This window comes from Streptomyces sp. NPDC087428 (assembly GCF_044744085.1).
GTDB lineage: Bacteria > Actinomycetota > Actinomycetes > Streptomycetales > Streptomycetaceae > Streptomyces.
Genome location: NZ_JBIUXR010000006.1, coordinates 103,917 through 127,096, shown reverse-complemented (window position 1 = coordinate 127,096; position 23,180 = coordinate 103,917). Strand labels below are relative to the sequence as shown.

The 23,180-nt window shown below is 69.6% G+C and carries 21 protein-coding genes, 2 pseudogenes and 1 riboswitch; of the genes and pseudogenes, 19 read left to right on the top strand and 4 right to left on the bottom strand.

Annotated elements, in window-relative coordinates:
- The first annotated feature begins 4 nt into the window (after window positions 1-4).
- Entirely contained in the window at window positions 5-640 is a 636-nt protein-coding gene (locus tag ACIO3R_RS14290; protein WP_385040029.1) for a hypothetical protein, read from the top strand.
- Between the two features lie 73 nt (window positions 641-713).
- Here ACIO3R_RS14290 and ACIO3R_RS14285 read toward each other — a convergent pair.
- A pseudogene (locus ACIO3R_RS14285) lies at window positions 714-1,641 on the bottom strand (tyrosine-type recombinase/integrase); the annotation flags it as partial.
- 486 nt (window positions 1,642-2,127) lie between these two features.
- Between ACIO3R_RS14285 and ACIO3R_RS14280 the strand changes: the two are divergent.
- Together ACIO3R_RS14280 and ACIO3R_RS14275 are read left to right on the top strand one after the other, a co-directional pair.
- A complete protein-coding gene (locus tag ACIO3R_RS14280; RefSeq protein WP_402105759.1) occupies window positions 2,128-3,375 on the top strand; it encodes a helix-turn-helix domain-containing protein in 1,248 nt (415 codons plus the stop codon).
- A gap of 157 nt (window positions 3,376-3,532) precedes the next feature.
- A pseudogene (locus ACIO3R_RS14275) lies at window positions 3,533-3,877 on the top strand (hypothetical protein).
- 45 nt (window positions 3,878-3,922) lie between these two features.
- On the opposite strand, the gene ACIO3R_RS14270 reads toward ACIO3R_RS14275, so the two are convergent.
- Window positions 3,923-4,375, bottom strand: a complete 453-nt coding sequence (locus tag ACIO3R_RS14270) for a helix-turn-helix domain-containing protein (protein ID WP_402105758.1) — start codon at window positions 4,373-4,375, stop codon at window positions 3,923-3,925.
- Between the two features lie 122 nt (window positions 4,376-4,497).
- Window positions 4,498-4,713 (bottom strand): GntR family transcriptional regulator, encoded by a 216-nt coding sequence (locus ACIO3R_RS14265; RefSeq protein ID WP_385037583.1) that lies wholly within the window; start codon window positions 4,711-4,713, stop codon window positions 4,498-4,500.
- Between ACIO3R_RS14265 and ACIO3R_RS14260 the strand changes: the two genes are divergently transcribed.
- Window positions 4,613-4,975: a GH-E family nuclease gene (locus ACIO3R_RS14260; RefSeq protein ID WP_402105756.1), complete on the top strand. Its 363-nt coding sequence runs from the start codon at window positions 4,613-4,615 to the stop codon at window positions 4,973-4,975. The genes ACIO3R_RS14265 and ACIO3R_RS14260 overlap by 101 nt on opposite strands.
- An 8-nt stretch (window positions 4,976-4,983) precedes the next feature.
- Entirely contained in the window at window positions 4,984-5,559 is a 576-nt protein-coding gene (locus tag ACIO3R_RS14255; protein WP_385037589.1) for a suppressor of fused domain protein, read from the top strand.
- Between the two features lie 291 nt (window positions 5,560-5,850).
- On the opposite strand, the gene ACIO3R_RS14250 is transcribed toward ACIO3R_RS14255, so the two are convergent.
- Entirely contained in the window at window positions 5,851-6,810 is a 960-nt protein-coding gene (locus ACIO3R_RS14250; protein ID WP_402105755.1) for a hypothetical protein, read from the bottom strand.
- A 62-nt stretch (window positions 6,811-6,872) separates the two neighbouring features.
- Here ACIO3R_RS14250 and ACIO3R_RS14245 point away from each other — a divergent pair, with 62 nt between their 5' ends.
- The 14 genes from ACIO3R_RS14245 (at window position 6,873) to ACIO3R_RS14180 (ending at window position 23,119) form a co-directional block, all read left to right on the top strand.
- Window positions 6,873-8,087, top strand: coding sequence for a CapA family protein (locus tag ACIO3R_RS14245; RefSeq protein WP_385037594.1), 1,215 nt, complete (start codon window positions 6,873-6,875; stop codon window positions 8,085-8,087).
- Window positions 8,088-8,518: 431 nt separating this feature from the next.
- Complete coding sequence (locus ACIO3R_RS14240; protein ID WP_385037597.1) at window positions 8,519-10,804, top strand: HAMP domain-containing protein; 2,286 nt, start codon at window positions 8,519-8,521, stop codon at window positions 10,802-10,804.
- Between the two features lie 6 nt (window positions 10,805-10,810).
- The gene (pgsB, locus tag ACIO3R_RS14235) at window positions 10,811-12,484 is read left to right on the top strand and encodes a poly-gamma-glutamate synthase PgsB (RefSeq protein ID WP_402105754.1); all 1,674 of its coding nucleotides are present in this window, start codon (window positions 10,811-10,813) and stop codon (window positions 12,482-12,484) included.
- The gene (locus ACIO3R_RS14230; RefSeq protein ID WP_073738471.1) at window positions 12,481-12,963 is read left to right on the top strand and encodes a poly-gamma-glutamate biosynthesis protein PgsC/CapC; all 483 of its coding nucleotides are present in this window, start codon (window positions 12,481-12,483) and stop codon (window positions 12,961-12,963) included. Before pgsB ends, ACIO3R_RS14230 begins: the two co-directional genes overlap by 4 nt.
- Before the next feature lie 9 nt (window positions 12,964-12,972).
- Window positions 12,973-14,052 carry an NlpC/P60 family protein gene (locus tag ACIO3R_RS14225; protein WP_402105753.1) on the top strand — a complete coding sequence of 360 codons (1,080 nt, stop codon included), beginning with the start codon at window positions 12,973-12,975 and terminating at the stop codon, window positions 14,050-14,052.
- A 163-nt stretch (window positions 14,053-14,215) separates the two neighbouring features.
- Window positions 14,216-15,184: a glycosyltransferase family 2 protein gene (locus ACIO3R_RS14220; RefSeq protein WP_385037606.1), complete on the top strand. Its 969-nt coding sequence runs from the start codon at window positions 14,216-14,218 to the stop codon at window positions 15,182-15,184.
- Entirely contained in the window at window positions 15,181-15,582 is a 402-nt protein-coding gene (locus tag ACIO3R_RS14215) for a GtrA family protein (RefSeq protein WP_385037609.1), read from the top strand. Before ACIO3R_RS14220 ends, ACIO3R_RS14215 begins: the two co-directional genes overlap by 4 nt.
- Window positions 15,583-15,686: 104 nt before the next feature.
- Window positions 15,687-16,343, top strand: a complete 657-nt coding sequence (locus tag ACIO3R_RS14210; protein WP_385037611.1) for a SurA N-terminal domain-containing protein — start codon at window positions 15,687-15,689, stop codon at window positions 16,341-16,343.
- 31 nt (window positions 16,344-16,374) lie between these two features.
- Window positions 16,375-17,337 carry a nucleoside triphosphate pyrophosphohydrolase gene (locus tag ACIO3R_RS14205; RefSeq protein ID WP_402105751.1) on the top strand — a complete coding sequence of 321 codons (963 nt, stop codon included), beginning with the start codon at window positions 16,375-16,377 and terminating at the stop codon, window positions 17,335-17,337.
- A 31-nt stretch (window positions 17,338-17,368) separates the two neighbouring features.
- Window positions 17,369-18,694, top strand: a complete 1,326-nt coding sequence (locus ACIO3R_RS14200; protein WP_385037616.1) for a cytochrome P450 — start codon at window positions 17,369-17,371, stop codon at window positions 18,692-18,694.
- 105 nt (window positions 18,695-18,799) lie between these two features.
- A complete protein-coding gene (locus tag ACIO3R_RS14195; protein WP_402105750.1) occupies window positions 18,800-19,744 on the top strand; it encodes a transglycosylase family protein in 945 nt (314 codons plus the stop codon).
- 312 nt (window positions 19,745-20,056) lie between these two features.
- A riboswitch (cyclic di-AMP (ydaO/yuaA leader) is annotated at window positions 20,057-20,228 on the top strand.
- Between the two features lie 4 nt (window positions 20,229-20,232).
- A complete protein-coding gene (locus tag ACIO3R_RS14190; protein WP_385037622.1) occupies window positions 20,233-20,970 on the top strand; it encodes a transglycosylase family protein in 738 nt (245 codons plus the stop codon).
- A 274-nt stretch (window positions 20,971-21,244) separates the two neighbouring features.
- Window positions 21,245-22,531 (top strand): phosphopyruvate hydratase, encoded by a 1,287-nt coding sequence (eno, locus tag ACIO3R_RS14185; protein WP_385041312.1) that lies wholly within the window; start codon window positions 21,245-21,247, stop codon window positions 22,529-22,531.
- Between the two features lie 117 nt (window positions 22,532-22,648).
- Window positions 22,649-23,119 carry a septum formation initiator family protein gene (locus ACIO3R_RS14180; RefSeq protein WP_385041309.1) on the top strand — a complete coding sequence of 157 codons (471 nt, stop codon included), beginning with the start codon at window positions 22,649-22,651 and terminating at the stop codon, window positions 23,117-23,119.
- Window positions 23,120-23,180: the final 61 nt, after the last annotated feature.

Below are 23,180 nucleotides of genomic sequence, written 5' to 3'. Positions count from 1 at the left end.
AGACATGACGATTTCGCCAGAACTACAGGCAATTTCGAACGCTTCGGACTCTGAACTGGTGCTGATCTGTGCCGCAGCGGCGGAGCGAGGTGCTGCCTTCTGTCGAGCCCTCGGTGGATCGGAGCAGTCCGAGTGGGTCGATGCCTCGCTCGGGCTTGTCTGGGCTGCTGCTGCTGGAGATTCCACTCAGGACGAGTGTGCTGAGGCGCTGGATGAGCTGGAGATGGAATCTCAGGATGGCGAGGATGATTCCTCTCGACCTGAGTTCTATGTGGCCCAGTCCGTGGCGTTGGTCGGAAACGCTCTCGCGGTTTCATTGAGGCCGTCAGCGGCAAAGACCGAGATGGCTATCAACGCCATCAGATCGTTGCTCTCCATGCTCGACTTCAAGGTGGGAGGAGAGAATCCTGTGATCGTGAGATATGGCGACCCCACCCCGCCGGCGGGACCTCTGTTTCAAATGGAGATCGGTGCAGAGCGTGAAGTAATTGACCTTCTAGCTCGCGAGGCAGCAGCTTCTAGTCAAGGTGCGCCTAGCGGCTCATCTGTGAATCAAATCCAGGCATCATCGACGGAATTCGGCGCGAGGCTGGCACCTTCCATCGAGGAGGTTGCCGCGCTTAGCAACTGGGAATTCTAGTGGTGCGCTGAACCGTCAAAGCCCCGCCAGCAAGGACGCTGGCGGGGCTTTGACGGCAACGGTGACGGCAACGTCAGCGGACGACTCCTGCGGCGGGTGGGTCACCAGGGCCGTCGTTGTCCGTGCGGAGTGCGTCGTTGAGAGTGTCGATGGCTTGGCGTTGGAGACGGAGCCTTACGTGGGCGTAGACGCCGGCGGTAACGCCGATGTGGGCGTGGCCGAGCAGTTCCTTGATCACGACGAGTTCGACGCCTTGCTCCAGGAGCAGAGTGGCGGAGGTCGTGGAAGCGGATGCGGCGAAGGCCGGCCCTGCGGAGGATCGTGGTGAAGGTGCGGGTGAGGTTGGTCGGGTCGATCGGTCTGCCCTGCACTGTGGTGAACACGTGCGCGTCGTGCTGCCACGTGGCGCCCGCGGCCTCTCGCTCGCGCTCCTGCTGTTCGTGGTGGAGCTTCAGCGACTGGACGCAGCGGGTGGGGAGGCCGATGCGGCGCTCGGAGGCGCGCGTTTTGGTGGGTAGCGTGGTGAGCCCGCCGGTGCTGGTGCGCTGGAGTGTGCGGCGGATGGCGGCCGTGCCCGCGTCGAGGTCGAGGTCTTCCCAGTGGAGGCCGAGGAGTTCGCCCTTCCGGAGTCCGGTGTGGAGAGCGAGTTCGAACAGTGCGTGCAGCCGGTGTCCGCGCGTAGTCGAGAGGAACTGGCGGGCTTCGTCGGCGGTGAGTGGTTCGAAGCGGCGGGGCCGCGGGGTGCCGGTGCGGACGTTGCGGGCGACGTTGCGCGGGATCTCCTCCTCACGCACGGCGTGCTCCAGGGCGGACTTGAGCACAGAGTGTACGTAGGCCAGGGTCAGCGGTGAGAGTCGCTTGGAGCAGCACTTCCCGGCGGCGCAGCAGGAGGGCTCATCCCGGGCCCTGTCGAGGCCGCGGACGCAGCATTGGCAGGCGGTTCGGAGCTGGTTGAGCCAGGTGCGGACGTCCTTGGCGGTGAGCTTGGCGAGCTTGTTCCGTATTCGGCGCGGTGGGTGTCCGCGATGCGCCGGGCCGCGTCCAGCAGGGCGGCCGGAAGGGCGGGGCCGGAAGCGGGTCGGCCCGTCGTGGTGACGGCGACCGGCGGAGCGGCGGCCGGAGCCGGAGCGGGTTCCAGCTCCTCGATCAGGGAGGCGGCGATGTCCGGGGCGGGCATCGGGGGTGCCGGTTCGGGTGATGGTGCGAGGTCGGGCACCGGATCGGTGGCGAGGGTGGCGGCGGTGGCCTCCAGGCGCGGGGTGGGACGGGTGTGGGTGTGGAACTGGGCGAGGAAGGCGGGGCCGACGTGGCCCCAGCCGAGGAGCAGGAGCGGGGCGACGGTGAGGGACCCCTCCCGCTCAGGCCCCGATCCTGCCGAAGTCCCGGCACGCCAGGTCGTGGGGTAGCCCCCGTGGGTGGGTGTCTGCCGGATCGCCCCCGGGTGATGTGCTGGCCGGGCGTACCGTGGAGTGGGAGGTGGTGAGTTGATGATTTCGGAGCTGGCCGACAACGTCCGCAGGTACCGGCGTCGCGCGGGGATGAGCCAGGAGGAACTGGCCCACGCCGCAGGCGTCTCGCCGGGCACGGTACGCAAGGCCGAGCAGGGCGGCACTCTCCGCATGGAGACCCTGCACACGCTCGCCCGAGCCTTGGGGGTGACCACAGCCGTGTTGATGGCGTCCGATGCCCCGGAGCCCGTCGGCCGGACCGAAGAGCCGAACCGCGTCAACCTGATCCAGCTCCGCGCCGCCCTCACCCCGGCCGTCGGGCTCGTGGAGCAGGAGGCCGAAGCCGTGGGCGAGGAGCCGAACCTGCGCACCTTCCGGCAGACGCTGCAAGACGCACGGGTGCTGTACTTCTCCGACAGCTACAAGAGCGTCGCGGCTCAACTGCCGGTCCTGCTGCATGATGCCGCACAGGCCGTCGCATACTACGACGCCGGGGACGAGCACCGGCAGGCTCTGCTGGCCCGTGCCGAGGCGCTGCGTCTGGCCGGCACCTACCTCACCCAGGTACGGCAGTACGACATCGCGTACGCCGCCCTGCGCGGCGCCATCATGGACGCCCGTCAGGCCGGAGACATGCTCGCGGCGGGCTCGGGTGTCGGCTGCATGTGCTGGTTGCTGGTGCGGCAGGGCCGCTTGGACGAGGCGGAACAGGTCGCTGCCCAGAGCATGGAAGCGGTGGAGCCGAAGATCACCGGGGCCGAGCCGGACCACTACGCGGTGTGGGGCGGCCTGGCGATGGAGGCCGCCGCCGCAGCCGCGAGGAACAACCGTCCCGACGAGGCGAAGGCGTACCGTCAGGCCGCCCGCGTCGCGGCAACCGCTGTCGGGACGGCACATCGCAACGTCTCCCGGCACTGGTCCGTCTTCGGGCCGGTCACCGTCGCGGTCAAAGCACTCGAAGACTCGCTGGTCATCGGCGACGCCCGCGCCGTGGTGCGCAAGGCAGGCGAGCAGGAGGAGTTGTCGCCCAAGGCGTGGAAACGCCTGGGCAGGCCCAGCACCAACGACGGGAACCGCTTCACCCTCGATGTGGCGCGCGCCCACACCCGGACCGGCGACCTGTCGGCCGCCATGGAGGAGTTGACCCGCGCCAGGGAAGCCGCCCCGCAGTGGCTGCGGCACCAGAACGGGGCCGCCGAGACCATGCAGGAGATCCTGGGCAAGCGCAAGCGCACCCTCACGATGGAGATGCGCGAAATGGCCGACTACCTGGGCGTCGTCGGGTAGCTGCCACACAGCGTGGCAGTTCGTGAACCAAGAGTCGCGAACTGTCATGGCTCCCACCTGGGGTGACAGTCAGTCAGTGCCTACGGTCGGTGTGACCACCATCAGTGACCCAGGCCGGGGGTGCCCAGTGAGCCAGCCCAGGAGCGATGCCGACCGCATGCGTCGCAGAGACCTGTACGACGCCGCGTCGGGTGGGGGAGGCCCCCGCTTACTGCCGTGGACCAGCCCGGAGGGGAAGCCCTGCTACCTGAGCAGCGACGGCCGGGGCTACCTCTCCACCCTCGCCGACAGAATCGAGACGGTACAGCTCGGCATGGGCCAGGAGCTGCTGGAGCACGCCTGAGAAGCCACGGCTCCCGGAGTGCCAACTCTGTCGGCCACCGAATACTGTTGGCTGGCCCGCCGGTTGACCGAGGCCCTGGCAGACGCGCTCCGAGTAGCCGACTCGCGCGGGCAGCGCCTCCCGGACCCGGAAGAGGGAGAGGCGGACGAGGGTGCCTGACTCTGCGGACACCGACGCACAGGTCCGCGATGCCGCACGGGGGCGCTATCGCTTCCGCGAGTACCACGTGACCGCCGTCTCCGACCCCCTGGCACTGCCGGCCTTCACGGCGCTCTGCGTCACCGGCGAGGAGCGCAACTGCGGTGCTACATCCGGGTGGAAGCGCCGTCCGATCACCGTCTTCACACGGCTCAGAGTCCAGCGCTGGTCCTCCCAGCCGTGCGCGGCCGGCCCCTTGGCCAGCTCGGACTCCAGCTGCGCGAACTGCTTCTCACTCAGTCTCGGCAGCGACGCGGGCCCCTGCGACCTCAAGGATCGCGGGCCGCCCTCGGCCCACGTGTGACGCCACCGCTGCACCGATCGGACACTGACCCGCAGATCCCTGGCGATCGCCGTACTGCCCTCGCCCCGAGCGAACCGCTCAGCTGCCTGGAGCCGTAACTCCTGGCGCTTGCACTGCCGTTCAGCAGTCAACCCGCCACCCTGTGGATACCTCATCCTCTCGTGACACCGCAGGCAGACACCCCTCGTCAGCCCCTATGACTTCACGAGTTCAATCTCAGTAGGAGTAGGCGAGGACGACTCTTTCGGGGCGTTTTCAGGGCGCTGGGCAGGGAGTTTCAGTCGCCGGTTGTGGCTTCTCCCGGCGAGCAGTCGGTTGGTCCCGGCACTCCGATGACGTAGGTGCCCTTTGCGGGCAGGGTGGCGACGAGTTCACGCTTTCGTAGTTCCGAGATGGCGCGGCGCACGGTTCCGATGCTCACGCTGTACAGCTCGGTCATGGCTCGCTCGCCGGGCAGCGCGGCGCCTCGTGGCAGTCTGCCGGACGACGCCAAGGTGGGTGTGCTGGCGAGCGGGCGGCCCGGCCGGGTCTGCCCCAGACAGGGGCCGAACTGTGTCGGTGTGGTCGGCGGCGATCCCACCAAGGGACAGGACCGCGGTGGGCAATGGGACGGCGGTCACTATCCCGAGAGTTGGTCGAACCGGAAATTCCCGGCCAACGTGACTCGTGAGCAGGTGCTCGATAATTCCCATACGGATGTACGACTCGAATGCGTTCCGTGCAACCGTGGCGCAGGAAACAGAGAGGACGGGTAGTAAAGAAGATGGCTGTTCTGATCGACCATCTCGAATCACGTCTGGGTCGACTCGTCGGGGCATGGTCGGTCAGGGACGGCGCTCCGGAGGGCGCCGCAGAGGTGGGGTACTTCACCGGCGGCGTCCTCGACGGAGTCCAGGCCTACGCCACCACCACCCTGCACCGGACGCACCTGGTCTCGCCCACCACGGGTGATCCCCAGCATCTGGAACTGCTCGGCTGCAACCGCCCCATCGCCGGGGACGAGTACGGTCCTTTTCCCGGAGTGTTGGAATGGGCGGCGGAGCGTCTGGTGACGTCCGGAACGGCGGTGCTGCGGGGGGACGTCGTGCCCCTGCCGATGCCGCTGTGTCCGGGCGGAACGCTGACGCACCTCTACGCGGCGATGCCGGTCTACTTTGACGACGGCTTCTTCTCCGTCGATCTGGAAAACGGGACGCATGTCTCCGTGGTGTGGCTGGTGCCGATCCACGGCGTCGAGGCGAATTACGTCACGAAGAACGGATGGCCTGCCTTCGAGGAGGAATTGACCAAGCAGGATCCTGACCTGTTCGACCTCGACCGTCCGCCAATGAGTCTGTAGCCCCGGCAGCGGGATGAGCGCGGGCCTCCGGCACACTCCGGGGGCCCGCGTTCGTATCCAAGCAACCACGCGGGGGCCGCCGGGGTCTCCCAGGAGCTGCGTCGATCGTCCTTGAAATCCTGGAAAGCCTCAACGGAAACCAAGGGGAGTCGGCCGGGCAGCTTCCGCCCGTAGCCCGGGGCGCGGTCGCGCCACTGGTGCTGCACCGGGCCCAAGGGGAAGACGCGGACGCCCGGCTGGAGCCCCCAGCCGGGCTTTTCGCGCGGCGGCGTCGGCCCGAGGCCGTGCCCCCTACCCCCCGGCCGGCGCGGTCCGGAGGCTCTGTGCGGTGTGGCCCGCCGCCGCCTCCCTGATCGCCGCTTCCCTGATCGCCGTCACCGCGTCGGCGGTCCGGCGCGGCGAAGCCCGGACCTTGCGGCTGAACTCGACGTGCAGGAAGGGGAGTTCGGCCGCCGCCGCGGCCCGGCCCTGGACGTTCGTGCGGCCCTCCAGGGAGCAGCGGCGTATCCAGACCCGGCAGACCTCGAAGCCCTCCCGCCGCAGTGCCGTCGCCAGCCCCTCGCCCCAGGCGCGGCCGTGGTCGCCCTTCCCGGTGGAGACGATCACGTCGTAGTCCGGTTCGGTGGAGTCGGCGTAGCCGTGGAGCTGGATGCCGGGCAGCCGGCGGGTGACCAGCTCGGCGCAGACCGCGTGGAAGACGGTGTCCCGGCGGTGGGCGACATCCGCCGCGTCACCCTCGCCCGCTCTGCGGTTCGCGCCCGCCAGGACCATGACCCCGCCCGGCGTGGCCCGCCAGGCGCCCACGCCCAGCTTCTCGCTGTCGGCGTCGGCGACCGGGTGCGGGACCTGGACCGACCAGGTCGGGGTGGGGCGGGACAGGTCGATGTACACGCGTCCCCAGCCCCGGGCGGATTCCCGGGCCCGGTCGGAGATCTCGGCGAAGGGCCGGCCGGTGGCCGTGTCCGTGAACGTGGCCACCCCGAAGTCGACCTCGGCGAGGCGCCGTGCGGCGTCCTTGTGGCGGCCCTCCAGGTAGAGGCCGACGCCGTCGGCGACGGTGCGGCGGTCCAGGGCCGTCGGCGGGTGGAAGCCGCTGCGGCTGATCGTGTCCCGGGTGTACGCGTCGATCCGGGCTGCCAGGTCGACGCCGTCACGGGGCCGGGCACGCTGCGGCCGGTCCCCGTCGGAACCCCCTCCACCGGGGGAGGTGACGAGCACCACAACAGCCGCTACGACGGCTGTGACCAGCAATGTTGCAGAGATCGCCGAGTTTTTGGCCCATTTGCTCGTCATATTCAAGTAAAAATACATGGGTGACCCGACGTCCTTATGTTCCCTTCACCTCTCGCGCCGCCCTGGTGGGGCTCCTCGCGCTGGCCCTCACCGGCTGCTCCCTCCTGGGCAGTGACACCGAGTCCGACGGGGGCGGTCCGGCCAAGGGCGGAGGGCCGTCGTTCACCGTCGCCGCGGCCGGCGACATCCTGATCCACCCGCCGCTGATCGAGCAGGCCCGCAAGGACGCGAAGGCCGAGGGGAAGCAGGGACTGGACTTCCACCGGCTCATGGCCGGGGTGCAGCCCGTCATCTCCCGTGCCGATCTGGCGATCTGCCACTTCGAGCCGGTGGTGGGCAAGCCGAACGGACCGTTCCGCAGCTTCCCCGACTTCCTGGTGCCGCCGCAGATCACCACGGCGGTGAAGCAGATCGGCTACGACACCTGCTCGACCGCGTCGAACCACACGCTCGACCACGGCCGGTCCGGAGTGAAGCGCACCCTCGACGCCCTCGACAAGGCCGGGCTGAAGCACACCGGCTCGGCGCGCAGCAAGGCCGAGGCCGACAAGCCGCTGATCATGGACGTCAAGGGCGTCAAGGTGGCGCAGCTCTCGTACGCCTTCGGCTTCAACGGGCGCGAGGTCCCGGCCGGCACGCCCTGGGTCGTCAACCAGAACGACTTCGCCCGGATCAAGGAAGCCGAGAAGGGTGCCCGCGCGGCCGGCGCCGATGTGGTCATCCTGAGCATCCACTGGGGGCGCGAGCACCACCCGGAGCCCAGCTCGGGGCAGATCAAGCTGGCGCGCAGGATCGCCCGGGAGACCGGCATCAACCTGGTCATCGGCCATCACGCCCATGTCGTGCAGCCGATGGAGAAGGTCGACGGGACCTGGATCGCGTACGGGCTGGGCAATCAGGTCGCCCGGCACGAGGTGCCGTCCGGACTGACCGAGGAAGGCATCATCGGCTGGTTCGAGTTCCGCAAGCGCGGCGGGTCGTGGGACGTGCAGGCGCGGTACGTGCCGACGCTCGTCTCCATTCCGCCCGAGGCGGACGCGGCGAACCCGGCGCCGTCCGACGCGGTGCAGGACCACCGGCTCATCGATGTGGCCGCGGCGCTGCGCGACGACAAGAAGCTGACGCCGGAGGAACGCGCCCGCTACCGGCTGGCGTTCGAGCGCACCCAGGGCACGATGCTCAACCGCGGAGCGGCGCAGGACGGCCTGAAACCGCTGGAGGACCTGCCCGGCTGACGGTGAGCCAGTACGGGCCGTCAACGCGGAGCGTCATCGCGGTCGGTGGGGGCGCTCGGGGTGAACACGGTGAGTGGTGGCGGCCGGTGACGGGGTCGGTGATGGCGGTCGGATGAACACGGGATGTCGGCCGGGTTCATCCCACCGCCCCAGTGGCCTGATCCGAGTGGTCTGCGTCACAACTGCTCGTTCGACTACAACCGTTCGGAATGCGAACGAGTCATGATCTTCCGTGTAGGCGTTCGATTCCTTGGGTATGCCGACGCGCCCCGAAGACTCGAAAAGACCTGAAAGAGACAGAAGCCGCAGAAGTTCCGCACTGCGCGAAAGTTCCGCTCGCTCCCGCAGGATCGACCACTCCTGCCGTGCGCCGACCGCTCCCGCAGTGCCGCAGTACCAGAAAACGCAAGAAGTTCCAGAAGGGAAGCACCATGGCCGCCTCGCCTGTGAAGCGGCGACACAAGGTCCGCCGCCGGGCCGATATGTCGCTGCTGGGTGGTATACGACCGCCCATCGCGGTCCTCTCGGCCCTGCTGCTCTCGCTGGCCGCCATCACCGCGCTCGGACTGGGCCGCACGGTGCAGGACCGCGTACCCGAGGCGGTACTGACCTCCCAGCAGGAGTTCGCCGAGGACGGCGCCATCGCCCTGCGCGCCTCCATCGACGAGAGCTTCACCGACCTGGGGCGGACCGCCGGCCTCTTCAACGCCGCGGACCAGGTCTCTCCCGACGCGGTGCTCGACAAGATCAGCAGCGTCTACCAGAAGTGGACCGGCACAGCCGTCGTCGAGATCTCCTCCGGCAAGCTGCTCGCCGCCCGCGGCGAGAACGTCCCCCTCACCGCGATCGACACCTCCAAGCTCAGCGGCAAGGACGCGCTCGGCCCCCGCATGGTGAAGCTGGCCAACGGGGAGACCCGGCTGCTCTCCTTCGCACTGCTCTCCTGGCCCGGCGCACCGCAGCAACTCCTCGTCGCCTCCAGCAACCTGCGCTTCCCCGGCATCAGCCTGGGCCAGTTCCGCTCCATCGCCGTCATCGACGCGGACGCAGCCATCCTCTCCAGCGACGGCATCCCGCAGCCCGAGCAACTGCTCACCGACACCCAGCGCGCCGACGCCAAACGCGCCGACAAGCAGCTGAAGAGCTTCGCGAAGACCGCCTCCGTCAAGGTCCGCCGGCACCCGCTGTCCGCCAAGGAGCCCGGCTCCGGCGGCTTCCCCGGCGTCAGCGGCAGCCTGCTCGGCAGCGTGCACGCGGGCGACCGCAACGTCGCCGGCTACGCCTCCCTCGCCGGCCCCCAGCCCGGCGAACCCACCGTCGCCACCGGACTCGGCCTCAGCGTCGTCGCCATGGTCCCGGTGGCCGAGAATCCCACCGCCGTCGCCGGACCGTTCTTCGGCCTGGTGGCCGCGGGCTGCCTGGTCGTCGTCGGCGCACTCGCCGTCGCACTGCTCCTGGGCACCGTCCAACGGCCGCTGATCCGCCTCTTCCTGGAGAGCCGCCGGCTCACCCGCGGCGACCTCACCCGACCCGTCAGCACCCCCTCGTACGGTGAGGCGGCCCGGATCGGGAACTCCCTGGAACGGCTGCGCCGTCAGCTGCTCGGCGAGCCCCGGTCCGCCGAGCCGCCCCGCCGCGGCCGGTTCGGCACCCGCGGACTCCTCGTCGTCTGCGGAGTCCTCGTCCTCGCCTGGTGCGCCCCGATGCTGCTGCTCCTCAACCGGGCCGACGCCACCGCCGTCGTACCGCAGCAACTCGTCAACGACCAGCGCGAGCGCACCGACACCCTCACCGACCGGGTGCGCCGGGCCCTCAACGAGGGACAGGCCGACCTCCTGTCCGTGGCCACACTGATCGGCGCCGACACCTCACCCACCGACATGCGCACCGTCCTGGACCGCACCCGTCAGGAGCACGACCGCTACCAGTCGCTGTACGTCCTCGACGCCTCCGGGAAGGTCGCCGCACACGCCGGCGACACCCCGCACCAGCCGTCCGGCAAGGCATCCTCCGGCCAGCTGATCCGGGTGCTCAACGACTCCGGCAAGAAGCCGGTCATCGTCGCCCAGGCCCAGATACCCGGCCGCGACGGCGCCACCGTCGTCGGCGAGTTCCGCATCGAGTTCGTCAACGCCCTGCTCAAGCGGCCCGGCCTCGGCCAGGTCAACATCGTCGACGACAAACAGCGGATCATCGGCGGCAACTCCGGCTACCGCGCCTTCCAGGAGCTGTCCGGCGAACGCCTGCGGACCCTCGTGGCCGGCACCAACCAGAAGACCGGTGTGAGCACCCACCCCAGCGGCATCCTGTACCGCGACGGCGGCAAGGTGCAGATCGCCGCGGCCGCGCCCTTCGTCGGCGGCGGGGCGGCGAAGTCCCTCGGCTGGACCGTGGTCAGCCGACAGCCCGCAAGCTCCCTCGCCATCCCCGAATACCGCCGGCAGAACCTCACGGTGCTCGCCGGACTGCTGGGAATGGCCGCGGCCATCGCCTGCCTGGGCTGGCTGCACATCGTCGTCGTACGCCCGCTGCGCGCCCTCGCCGACCAGGCGGAGGCGCTCGCCGGCGGCGACCGGCGCACCGTCCTCTATCCGCGCCACCACGACGAGGTCGGCGCCGTCACCCGCTCCCTGGAACTGCTGCGCCAGCAGCTCCCGGCGCAGCAGAAGCGCGAGACCGCGCCGACGGCGCCCACGACCTACGCCGAAAGGACCTGACCGGCCGTGCTGTTCCTTTACACCGTGCTGGTGGTGTGCTGCGCGATCCTGCTGACAGCGGGCATCGTCGAGCAGCGACGCCACTTCATCAACCTGGAGCGAATACCCGCCCGGGTCCTGGTGAACGGCATCCGCGGTAAGTCCTCCATCACCCGGCTCTGCGCGGGCGCCCTGCGCGGCGGCGATCTGGTGACCGTCGCCAAGACCACCGGCACGGCCGCCCGGTTCATCCACCCGGACGCCACTGAGGAACCCGTCTACCGCAAATTCGGCCTGGCCAACGTCGTCGAACAGATCGGCATCGTGCGCCGCGCCGCCTCGTACGAGCCCCAGGCCCTGGTCATCGAGTGCATGGCGGTGATGCCGGCGCTCCAGGAGATCAACCAGTCCAAGCTGATCCGCTCCACGATCGGCGTGCTCTGCAACGTGCGCGAGGACCATCTGGCCGAGATGGGCCCCACCCTCGACGACGTGGCGCGCTCGCTCTGCCGCTCCATGCCGGAGGGCGGCATCTGCGTGACCGCGGAGGTCGACCGGTTCGCGATCCTCCAGGAGGAGGCCGACGCCCGCGACTGCGAGCTCATCTACGCCGACCCCGAGACCGTGAGCGACGAGGAGCTGCGCGGCTTCAGCTGGTTCACCTTCAAGGAGAACGTGGCGATCGCCCTGAAGGTCGCCGAACTGCTCGGCGTGGAACGGGAGACCGCGCTGAAGGGCATGTACGACGCCCCGCCGGACCCGGGCGTCCTCTCCGTCGAGAGGTACGTGACACCGGACGGCAAGAAGCTCCGGTTCGCCAACGTCTTCGCCGCCAACGACCCCGAGTCGACCCTGATGAACGTCAACCAGCTGCTGGACCTGGGCGCCGTCCACCGCCCGCTGAACGTCGTCATCAACTGCCGCCCCGACCGCGTCGAACGCAACGGCCAGATGGGCGAGATCATCCCCGACCTCCAGCCCGACAAGGTCTTCGTCATCGGCCACCCCGCCAAGAGCGCCATCGACGCGATCCCCGCCGAATGGCGCGACCGCGCGGTGGACCTCGGCGGCGACCGGCGCGATCCGGAGGAGTTCATGCGCGAGCTGCTCGGCGGCCTCGGGCCCGACTCGTCACTGATCGCCATCGGCAACATCCACGGCCAGGGCGAACTCCTGCTGGAGCACCTCAGCGAACTCCCGCCCGACGAGACCCCCGACGAGCTGCTCGACCCGGCCCCGGACGAGCCGGCCCAGGAGACCCCGGACGAGCAGGAAACGGCGGTCCCGGACGAGCAGCCGGCCCCGCACGCCCCGCAGCACATCCGCCACGACGAGACGCTGCCGCTCCAGCAGTACCGGCCGCACCTCGACCCGTACGCGCCCTACCCGGAGGCGTACGAGACCCGCTACCAGCCGCACCCCACGGTCCAGACCCTGGCCCAGGCCCAGGCACCGGTCCAGACCCCGGCACAGACCCCGGCACCGGTGCCGGCCCAGCCCCGGCAGCGCGGCATGTTCGAGCCCGCGCTGCCCCCGGACAGCCGGCCCCCGGACCACCGGCAGGAGCCGGAAGACCCGCACCAGCAGCCGTACCGGCACGGGCAGCAGCCCACGGGACAGCAGGGCCCGCACCCGGACCCGTACCCGCCGCAGGACCCCTACCAGCAGAGCCGGCAGAACAGCGCAGGAGACCCCCGTTGATCCCCACCGTCCTGACGCCCGAGATCGCCGCCATCGGTATCGCGCTCGGCCTGATGTTCTCCCTGGTCTGCTACCTGACGACCAACCTCTCACCCGGCGGCATGATCACCCCCGGCTGGCTCGCACTGACCCTCGTCGAGGACCTCCAGCGCGCCGCCATGGTGGTCGGCGTCACCGTCCTCACCTACGTCTCCGTGCTGCTGCTCCAGAAGGTCGTCATCCTCTACGGGAAGCGGCTGTTCTCCGCGGTGGTGCTGACCGGGGTCATCCTCCAGGCGACGGTGATGATTGTGCTCCAGGTGGAGTTCCCGCTGATGTACGCCAACCAGACTCTCGGCTTCATCGTCCCGGGACTCATCGCCTACCAGCTGGTCCGCCAGCCGAAGGGCGCGACGCTGCTGGCCACCGGCTCGGTCTCGCTCCTCGCCTACGTCGTCCTGACCGCCGGCATCCTGCTCGGCGCCCTTCCGTCTGCCTGAGGTGATCTCATGACCGCTCCCCGTACCAAGCAGTCCAAGCGCCCCCGTCAGATCCTGCACGGCGTCACAGTGGTGGCGCTGCTCGCGGGCAGCGCGTACTTCACCGTCGAGCTCCGCAAGGACGAACAGGCGAAGGCGCCCGCCGTCCAGGCCATCACGGACAAGCCGGCGGGAGCCGAGCTGAAGTCCGGCGAGCAGACCTGGGAACGGCTGAACACACCCGCCCGCACGGTCCTGCGCGACGCCGGCGGCAAGGTGCTCGCCACCTTCACCGACCACGCCCGCACCGCCACACTCACCGGCCCCTCCCGTACCTTCGCGGAACCCACCAGCACCAAGTCCCGGGTCATCACCGAGAACTGGGTGCGGCTGATGCCGGAGAAGTGGAAGAAGGGCGCCGAGAAGCAGCAGTGGTTCAAGGACTGGTTCAAGACCTACTACGGCAGCGAGGAGGACGACCTGTTCGCCTTCGCCTTCCAGTACATCGAGGGAGCGCCGGTCAAGAAGGACGACGAAGGAGTCTCCTACGCCGGGGACGCCCAGTTCGGACCCCTCAACCCGGTCGGCAGCGAGGGCAACGACCTGCGCCTGGAGGAGTCGGACTTCTTCGACTACCTCGGCATCCCGTACACCTTCCGCAACGGCGTCACCCGCCAGCCGGCGAAGGTCCGCTACCGGTCCATGGACTGCTCGGGCTTCATGCGGACGATCTTCGGCTACCGCGCCCGCTACCCCCTCGCCCCCCTCGACGGCCAGGGCGACGGACTGCCCCGCACCGCCAACGGCATCGGCCGCTCCAAGCTCGGCGCGGACGTCATCCCGCTCAAGGGCATCACGCCCGCGGACCGGCCCACCTCGATCGACGTCCTGCAACCGGGCGACCTGGTCTTCTTCAAGCTCGACCAGCGCACCGGACAGCGCCTCGACCACATCGGCATGTACATGGGCCACGACTCCGACGGCCACCTGATCTTCGTCTCCAGCCGGGAGGAAGTGAACGGCCCCACCATCGGCGACAAGGGCGGCACCTCACGCCTCGACGGCAACGGCTACTACGCGGCGACCCTGCGCAGCGCGAAGCGGCTCTGAGGCCTCCACGGCCCGTGCTCATCGTCGAACGGCGCCCTCACGAGCCGCACCACGATGAGCACGAGCCCCGACTACGGGCGCCCAAGGGCCAGTTCACCCAATGGCCGCCCCTCGGCCACACCCGGCATCCACTCCCGACACACGGACCGGCTGAGCTACCCGTGTGCTGATCTCGCTGGTGGTGCCCTGCTTCAACGAGGAAGCGATTCTCGAACGCTTCCATGAACGCGTGACGGACGAGATGACCCGCCTGGGTCACGCGTTCCAGCTCGTGTACGTCGACGACGGCAGCGCGGACCGGACCCTGCCGATCCTGCGGCAGCTCGCCGCCGCCGACCCACGCGCCCGCTACGTCTCCTTCAGCCGCAACTTCGGCAAGGAGGCCGCCATGCTGGCCGGACTCCAGCACGCCGAGGGCGACGCCGTCGTCATCATGGACGCCGACCTCCAGCACCCGCCGGAACTCGTCGGCCGCATGCTGGAGGAACACGCGCACGGCTACGACCAGGTGATCGCCCGACGCACCCGCAAGGGCGACCGCGTCACCCGCACCCTCACCGCCCGCGCCTACTACTGGCTGATCAACCGCCTCGTCGACGTGGAACTCGTCGACGGCGTCGGCGATTTCCGGCTCCTCTCCCGCCGCGCCGCCGACGCCGTACTCGAACTCACCGAATACAACCGGTTCTCCAAGGGCCTCTTCGCCTGGGTCGGATTCCCCACCACGACCTTCAGCTACGAGAACGCCGTCCGCGAAGAGGGCCGGTCCGCCTGGACCTTCGGGAAACTGCTGAACTACGGACTCGACGGGCTCCTCTCCTTCAACAACAAGCCGCTGCGCGCCGCGCTCTACCTCGGCCTGCTGCTGCTGTCCCTCGCCCTCGCCTACTCCGGCTGGATCGTCGGCGTCGCCCTGGTGAAGGGCGTCGACACCCCCGGATACGTCACCCTCCTCGTCGTCGTCACCGCCCTCGCCGGAGTCCAGATGGTGATGGTCGGCGTGGTCGGGGAGTACGTCGGCCGGATCTACTACGAGGTCAAGCGCCGCCCGCACTACCTGGTCCAGGACACCAACACCCGGACCCGCGGACCGGCCCCCCGGCCGGAACCCCTGGAGTCCGTACGCCGATGACGCTCAAGGCACAGCTGGCACGCTTTGCACTCGTGGGCGTCGTGAACACCGGCACGTACTACGGCTGCTACCTCGCCCTGCTGACCCGGCTGCCGTACATAGCGGCGCACGTGGCCGCGTTCGCACTCAGCATGACCGGGTCGTTCTTCCTCAACTCCTGGTTCACCTACCGCACCAGGCCCACCTGGCGGAAGTTCCTGCTCTTCCCGCTCACCAACGCCGCCAACTTCGTCATCACCACCGGCGGGGTCTACCTGCTGGTCGACCTGGCCGGGTTCAGCAACCGGTACGCCCCGCTCGTCGCGGCCGCGGCCGCCATCCCGATCACCTTCGTGGTCTCGCGCACGATCATGCTGCGGCCGGACGTGCCACCGAAGACGTCACTCCCGGTGCGCTGACCGGGGCCTCTGGGGAGACCACATCCCCAACTCCCGCCGGATGCTCTAGCATCGATCACCGCAAGGCCTTGTGCACCGCCGCACAATCTCCTCGGGAGGCTCCTTTGCACCGCCGCCGTCGCACCGCGCTCACCGTCTCCGCCGCCGCTCTCGTCGCAGCGCCACTCCTCTCCGCCTGCGGCAGCCAGGCCCACCCCGGCGCGGCAGCCGTCGTGGGCGGTGACCGGATCGCGGTGTCCACCGTGCAGGCCCAGGTGGCGGACGTGCGCGACGCGCAGGACAGCTCCGCGCAGCCCGCCCAGGGCGCCGACCAGTCCGGCCAGCTCGTCCGCGCCAAGCTGCACGGGATCATCCTGGACCGGGTCCTGGACCGGGCCTCCGCCGACGCCGGGGTCACCGTCAGCCGCGCCGAGATCCAGCAGATGCGCCAGTCGGCCGTCGCCCAGTACAAGGGGGAGAACGGACTGCGGGCCGCGGTGCTCCAGGAGCGCTGGATCTCCCCGGGCCAGATCGATTCCTTCCTGCGCGAGCAGATCCAGCTGACCAAGCTCGCCCAGGCACTCGGCGCCGACCCGTCGACCCCGGCCGGCACGAAGGTCCTCGGCGACGCGCTGACGAAGGCGTCCAAGGCGCTGAAGGTCGACGTCAACCCCCGCTACGGCACCTGGAACAACAAGCAGATCCAGCTCGCGGACTACAAGGCCCCCTGGATCAACCAGGTCACCAAGCCCGCCCAGGCCCCCGCGGAGGCCGGGGCGTAGCAGTGGCCGGGCGGCCGGGTAGATTCGCAGCGTGAACGCTGAAGACCCCGGCCGTATCGTCCTGCTCACCGCCAGCCACCGGGTCGCGCCGGGACTGCTGTCCTGGCCCGCCTGGCAGACGCTGCACGCCGCCGACCGGGTGCTGTGCGCCGAGCCTGACCAGCCACAGCTGCCGTATCTGCGCGAGGCGGGCATCACCGTGGAGCCGGCCGTCCCCGGCGCACCGGAGCTCGTCGGCGCCTGCGCCGGAGGCCGGACCGTGGTGGTGCTCAGCGGCGGCGAGGGAAACCAGCCGCTGACCGACGGGCTGGCGCGACTGGCGGGTTCGGGGCGGGTGCGGATGCCGAACCTGGAGCTGCTGCCCGGCTCGTACGACCTGCCGGGTGCCCGGCTGCTGGACCTGGTCCAGGTCATGGACCGGATCAGGATCGAGTGCCCCTGGACCTCGGGGAAGACCCACGAGGGCCTCGCCAAGTACGCCATCGAGGAGGCGTACGAACTCGTCGAGGCGATCGAGGACGGCAACCGCGAGGAACTGCGCGAGGAGCTCGGCGACGTACTGCTCCAGGTCGTCTTCCACGCGCGCATCGCCGAGGAGGACGAGACGGAGCCGTTCTCGGTGGACGACGTCGCCGCCACGCTCGTCGAGAAGCTGATCCACCGCCATCCGCACGTCTTCGGCGACGAGACCGCCGAGACCCCGGAGGACGTCCACGCGCACTGGCTGCGGACCAAGGCGATCGAGAAGCGGCGCGAGTCGGTCACCGACGGGGTGCCGCTCGGCCAGCCCGCCCTGGCACTCGCGGCGAAACTGGCCGGCCGGGCCCGCACCGCCGGACTCGACGTGGCGCTGCCGCACGGCGAGGGCATCGGCTACCGGCTCCTGGAGCTGGCGGTGCGCGCACAGGAGGACGGCACCGACCCGGAGGCCGCCCTGCGGGCCGCGGGCCGCGCCTACCGGGACGCCATCAGGGCGGCGGAGGGCAACGGATAGCCCGGTACGGGGCAGCGGCTAACGTCGGGGGGTGAACGACCTACCCGCCGACGCCCCCGCCGGCTGCCCCGCCCACGGCTCCACCCCCGCCCCCGAACTCTTCACGTGGGAGTTCGCCACCGATCCGTACCCGGCGTACGCCTGGCTGCGCGAGCACAGCCCCGTGCACCGCACGACGCTGCCCAGCGGGGTCGAGGCCTGGCTCGTCACCCGGTACGCGGACGCCAAGCAGGCCCTCGCCGACGCCCGGCTCTCCAAGAACCCGGCGCACCACGCCGAGCCGGCGCACGCCAAGGGACGGACGGGCATCCCGGGCGAGCGCAAGGCGGAGCTGATGACGCATCTGCTGAACATCGACCCGCCCGACCACACCCGGCTGCGGCGTCTCGTCTCGAAGGCGTTCACGCCCCGGCGCATCGCGGAGTTCGAGCCGCGCGTGCAGGAGCTGACGGACCGCCTCATCGACTCCTTCATCGAGAAGGGGGAGGCGGACCTCATCCACGAGTTCGCCTTCCCCCTCCCCATCTACGCGATCTGCGACCTGCTCGGCGTCCCGCGCGAGGACCAGGACGACTTCCGGGACTGGGCGGGCATGATGATCCGCCACGGCGGCGGCCCCAGGGGCGGGGTGGCCCGTTCGGTGAAGAAGATGCGCGGCTATCTGCTCGAACTCATCCACCGCAAGCGCGAGAACCCAGGGGACGACCTGATCTCGGGACTGATCCGGGCGAGCGACGACGGCGAGCACCTGACCGAGAACGAGGCCGCCGCGATGGCCTTCATCCTCCTGTTCGCCGGCTTCGAGACGACAGTGAATCTGATCGGTAACGGCGTCCACACCCTGCTGGGCCACCCGGAGCAGCGCGAGCGGCTCCAGCGGTCCCTGGCGGCGGGGGAGACGGAGCTGCTCGCCACCGGTGTCGAGGAACTGCTGCGGTACGACGGTCCGGTGGAGCTGGCGACCTGGCGGTTCGCCACCGAGGCGCTGACGGTCGGCGGGCAGCGGGTCGCCGAGGGGGACCCCGTCCTCGTGGTGCTCGCGGCCGCCGACCGTGACCCCGGACGCTTCGGTGACCCGGACACGCTGGACCTCGCGCGGCGTGACAATCAGCACCTCGGCTACGGGCACGGCATCCATTACTGCCTGGGCGCACCGCTCGCCCGGCTGGAGGGCCAGGCAGCCCTCGCCACGCTGCTGAAACGCCTTCCGGACCTGCGACTCGCGGTGGAACCTGCCGATTTGCGCTGGCGTGGCGGGCTCATCATGCGTGGACTGCGGACGCTTCCGGTGGAGTTCACCCCCGGGCCCGCCCGTGGGTCCGCTCCCGGGGAAGGTGACACTCTGTCAACTCTGTGACTTTTACGTGATCTCCGCTGCATCGACTTGTGACACACGTTCGAGTCCCGCTAGGTTCACCGTTCGACTCACCCGTCACTCGTCAGTCACACGGAAGGCATTCCCATGGGCTCCGCGAACGGCAGACACCGTCGCCCTCGGCAGGCACCCGCGATCATCGTCGCCGCAGGCGTGACCGGCTCGGCCATTGCCATCCCGCTGCTCGGCGCGGCCGGTGCGCACGCCGCCGACGCCTCGACCTGGGACCGGGTCGCGGAGTGCGAGAGCGGTGGCATGTGGAGTGCCGACCTCAGCAACGGCTACTACGGCGGCCTGCAGTTCTCGCAGGAGGTCTGGAAGTCCTACGGCGGCGAGTCCTACGCCCCGCGGGCGGACCTCGCCAGCCGCTCGCAGCAGATCGCCGTGGCGGAGAAGGTCCTGGGCGACAAGGGGCCCAAGGCGTGGCCCAGCTGCGCCGTCATCTCCGGCCTCGCCACGGACGGGTCGCTGCCGGGCGTCGACCCGGGTGACGCTCCGTCCGCCGACGCGTCGGAGAGTGCGGATCCGGCCGCGAGTGCCGACCCGTCAGAGAGCGCCGACCCGGCGGACGACGCGTCCGAGGGCGCGACGAGGACCCCGTCGGACGACGCCACGGCCGACACCGCCGACAAGGACCGTACGCCGGACGCCCCCGCCTCCCCGTCCGCCACGCCCTCGGCATCCGGCTCCTCCGGTGCGACCGGCCCCTCGGACGCCCCGGGCGGGTCCTCCTCGGGCGGGGAGACGGGCGGCAGGCACCGCGGCGCGCCGGCCCCGGAGGGGACCGGCGGTGACCGGGACGCGGGGCGGCACGCCTCGCGCGGCGAGGCCGACGCACGGGACAAGGGCGCACCGGCTGCTGACGGTACGTACACCGTCCGGCCGGGCGACAACCTCTGGGCGATTGCTGACGCGCAGAAGCTGCCCGGCGGCTGGACCGGGCTGTACGAGGCCAACAAGGCGGCGGTCGGTTCCGACCCGGACCTCATCCTTCCTGGCCAGAGCCTCGATCTCGGCGTGAAGGCCGGATGAGGGCGGCCGCGGGAGCGGTCTGATCAACAACTGAAATCGCCTCAAATCCGGGGTACTTAAGAGGCCTATGTCCCACTTTTGACTAAGTGAGACATGGGTCTCTTCGTGTGAACTGGCGCATCTTGTCCGGGAGCTCCCTCCGCATCCCTTCCGACCTGCGCAAATGTATGTTTTTCAGATACAAGTAAGGGCTGTTTATCCGGTATGTCCCTCTTTGAATGTCGGGGTGGCGTGTGTTTACGGTCAGAACCGCTCGCACCGCGGGCCCCGTCGATCGTCACGCCGAATCCTGCCGTCGGTCGAAGGGAACAGACGCGTAAAGCGCCGTAGGCAGGAGCGGGGGACCCAGGTAAGTGCCGGGCTGGATCGTCGCGAGACGCATCAGGACCGGCTTGGGGTGAAGTCGTGCGCTAGGACGTGCGGCCGGGCAACTCACTTGGCCCGAACCCGACAGCTCACCTCGTAGGCGTCGGTGAGGAGAAGTCTCGATGCTGCTTAACAGCAAGGGCAACAAGCACCGCCGTCCGTCCAGGGCCGTCCGTATCGCCACGCTCGCCGGTGTGACCGGTGCCGCCATCGCCGTGCCGCTGATGGGTGCCACCGGCGCCTCCGCGGCCTCCGTCTCCACGTGGGACGCGGTCGCCCAGTGCGAGTCCGGCGGCAACTGGTCCATCAACACCGGCAACGGCTACTACGGCGGTCTGCAGTTCTCGCAGTCCAGCTGGGCCGCCGCCGGCGGTACGCAGTACGCGGCCCGCGCCGACCTGGCCAGCAAGTCCCAGCAGATCGCCGTGGCCGAGAAGCTCCTCGCCATGCAGGGACCGGGTGCCTGGGCCTGCGCCGGTGCCGGCAACCTGAGCAACGACGGTGTCGACCCGGGTGTCGACACCGCCTCCAAGACCGAGACCGCTCCGAAGCAGGAGTCGGCTCCGGCCCAGCAGGCCGAGCCGAAGAAGGCCGAGCGCACCGAGGCCCCCGCCACCAACCGCTCGGACCGCTCGACCGCCCCCGAGGCGGAGCAGAAGAAGACCGTCACCACCCCGACCGGCGAGAAGGTCAAGAAGGGTGACGGCGAGTACAAGGTCGTCACCGGCGACTCGCTGAGCCAGATCGCGGCCGACCACAACGTCAAGGGTGGCTGGGAGCAGCTGTTCAAGCTGAACAAGGACATCGTCACGGACGCCGACATGATCTTCCCGGGCCAGCAGCTCCACCTGGTGAAGTAGTTCAGCACTCTCCTCGCTGACCGCCCCGGCCCGGCCGCACCTCCCCCCGTGCGGCCGGGCCGGGGCTCACCGCTTTCCGTGTTGATTGTTCAACTGTTGTAGTTACTGACCAGTAAATTTCTGGCCGTTTGCCCTGCTGTGACCGCTCTTGGGTCCTTTTTCGTCCCAGGGGACGGGCGCGCGGCCGACTGACACGGCCGCGCCGGTTAGGCTCTTGTCGCAAGGCCAAAGTGACCCTGCACAACCAGCGTCATATCCCAGAAGGAGATGCCTCGTGCCGTCCATCGACGTCGTCGTAGCCCGGGAAATCCTCGACTCCCGGGGCAACCCCACGGTCGAGGTCGAGGTTGGCCTCGACGACGGCAGCACCGGCCGTGCTGCTGTTCCGTCCGGAGCCTCCACCGGTGCGTTCGAGGCCATTGAGCTTCGCGACGGTGACCCCAACCGCTACCACGGGAAGGGCGTCGAGAAGGCGGTCCTCGCCGTGATCGAGCAGATCGGCCCGGAGCTCGTCGGCTACGACGCGACCGAGCAGCGGCTGATCGACCAGGCCATGTTCGACCTGGACGCCACCGAGAACAAGGGCTCGCTCGGCGCCAACGCCATCCTCGGCGTCTCGCTCGCCGTCGCGCACGCCGCGTCCGAGGCCTCGGACCTGCCGCTGTTCCGCTACCTCGGTGGCCCGAACGCGCACCTGCTGCCCGTCCCGATGATGAACATCCTCAACGGTGGGTCGCACGCCGACTCCAACGTGGACATCCAGGAGTTCATGATCGCCCCGATCGGCGCGGAGTCCTTCTCCGAGGCCCTGCGCTGGGGCGCCGAGGTCTACCACACGCTGAAGAAGGTCCTGAAGACCAAGGGCCTGTCCACCGGTCTCGGTGACGAGGGCGGCTTCGCGCCGAACCTGGAGTCCAACCGCGCCGCGCTCGACCTCATCCTTGAGGCCATCAAGGAAGCCGGCTACGTCCCCGGCAAGGACATCGCGCTCGCGCTCGACGTCGCCGCGTCCGAGTTCTACAAGGACGGCACGTACGAGTTCGAGGGCAAGTCCCGCTCGGCCGCCGAGATGACCGAGTACTACGAGGAGCTCGTCGACGCGTACCCGCTGGTCTCCATCGAGGACCCGCTGTACGAGGACGACTGGGCCGGCTGGAAGGTCATCACCGACAAGCTCGGCGCCAAGGTGCAGATCGTCGGTGACGACCTCTTCGTCACCAACCCGGAGCGCCTGGCCCGCGGCATCGAGGAGGGCTCGGCCAACGCCCTGCTCGTCAAGGTCAACCAGATCGGTTCGCTGACCGAGACCCTGGACGCCGTCGAGCTGGCCCAGCGCAGCGGCTTCAAGTGCATGATGTCGCACCGTTCCGGCGAGACCGAGGACGTCACCATCGCCGACCTCGCGGTCGCCGTGAACTGCGGTCAGATCAAGACCGGCGCCCCGGCCCGCTCGGACCGTGTCGCCAAGTACAACCAGCTGCTGCGCATCGAGGAGATCCTCGACGACGCCGCGGTGTACGCGGGCCGCTCGGCGTTCCCGCGGTTTCGCTCCGCGAACTGACGAAGACAGCACGGGCTGACAAGCCCGGCCGGGACCGACGCCCCGGCCTCCGTCCGTCCCCGCACTCGGTCCCGTACCGTGTGCGGGGACGGACGTGCGTAATGGGGAGGCGGAGACATGGCCGCGAAGGACCGGGACCGGTTCTCCACCGCGACCCGGCTGAGGCTGCTCGGAGAGCAGACCGCAGCCCGCGTCTACAGGTCCCAGAACCGCCGCCAGGCGCAACGCTCCCGGCTCACCGGCCGGGCGGCCTTCCTGGCGCTGGTCGTCTGCTCCCTGGTCGTCGCCCTCGCGTACCCGATGCGGCAGTACGTGTCGCAGCGCGACGAGATCGCCGACCAGCAGCGGCTCGCGCAGGAGGCCGAGGCACGTACCGAGGAACTGCGCGACGAGAAGTCGCGCCTCCAGGACGACGCCTACGTCAAGCGGCTGGCCCGCGAGCACCTGCACTACCTTCTTCCGGGAGAGACCGGCTACACCGTGGTCGATCCCGACGCGGTCAAGGAGCGCGACGGAAAGCCGGACGAGTCCGGCCGGCCGTGGCACTCCAACCTGTGGGACGGCGTCGACAGCGCCGACCGCGGCTGACCCGCGTCCCCCCGTACATCTGCGGAACCGCAGTTCGAGCAGCCCGATCAGAACCTAGGCA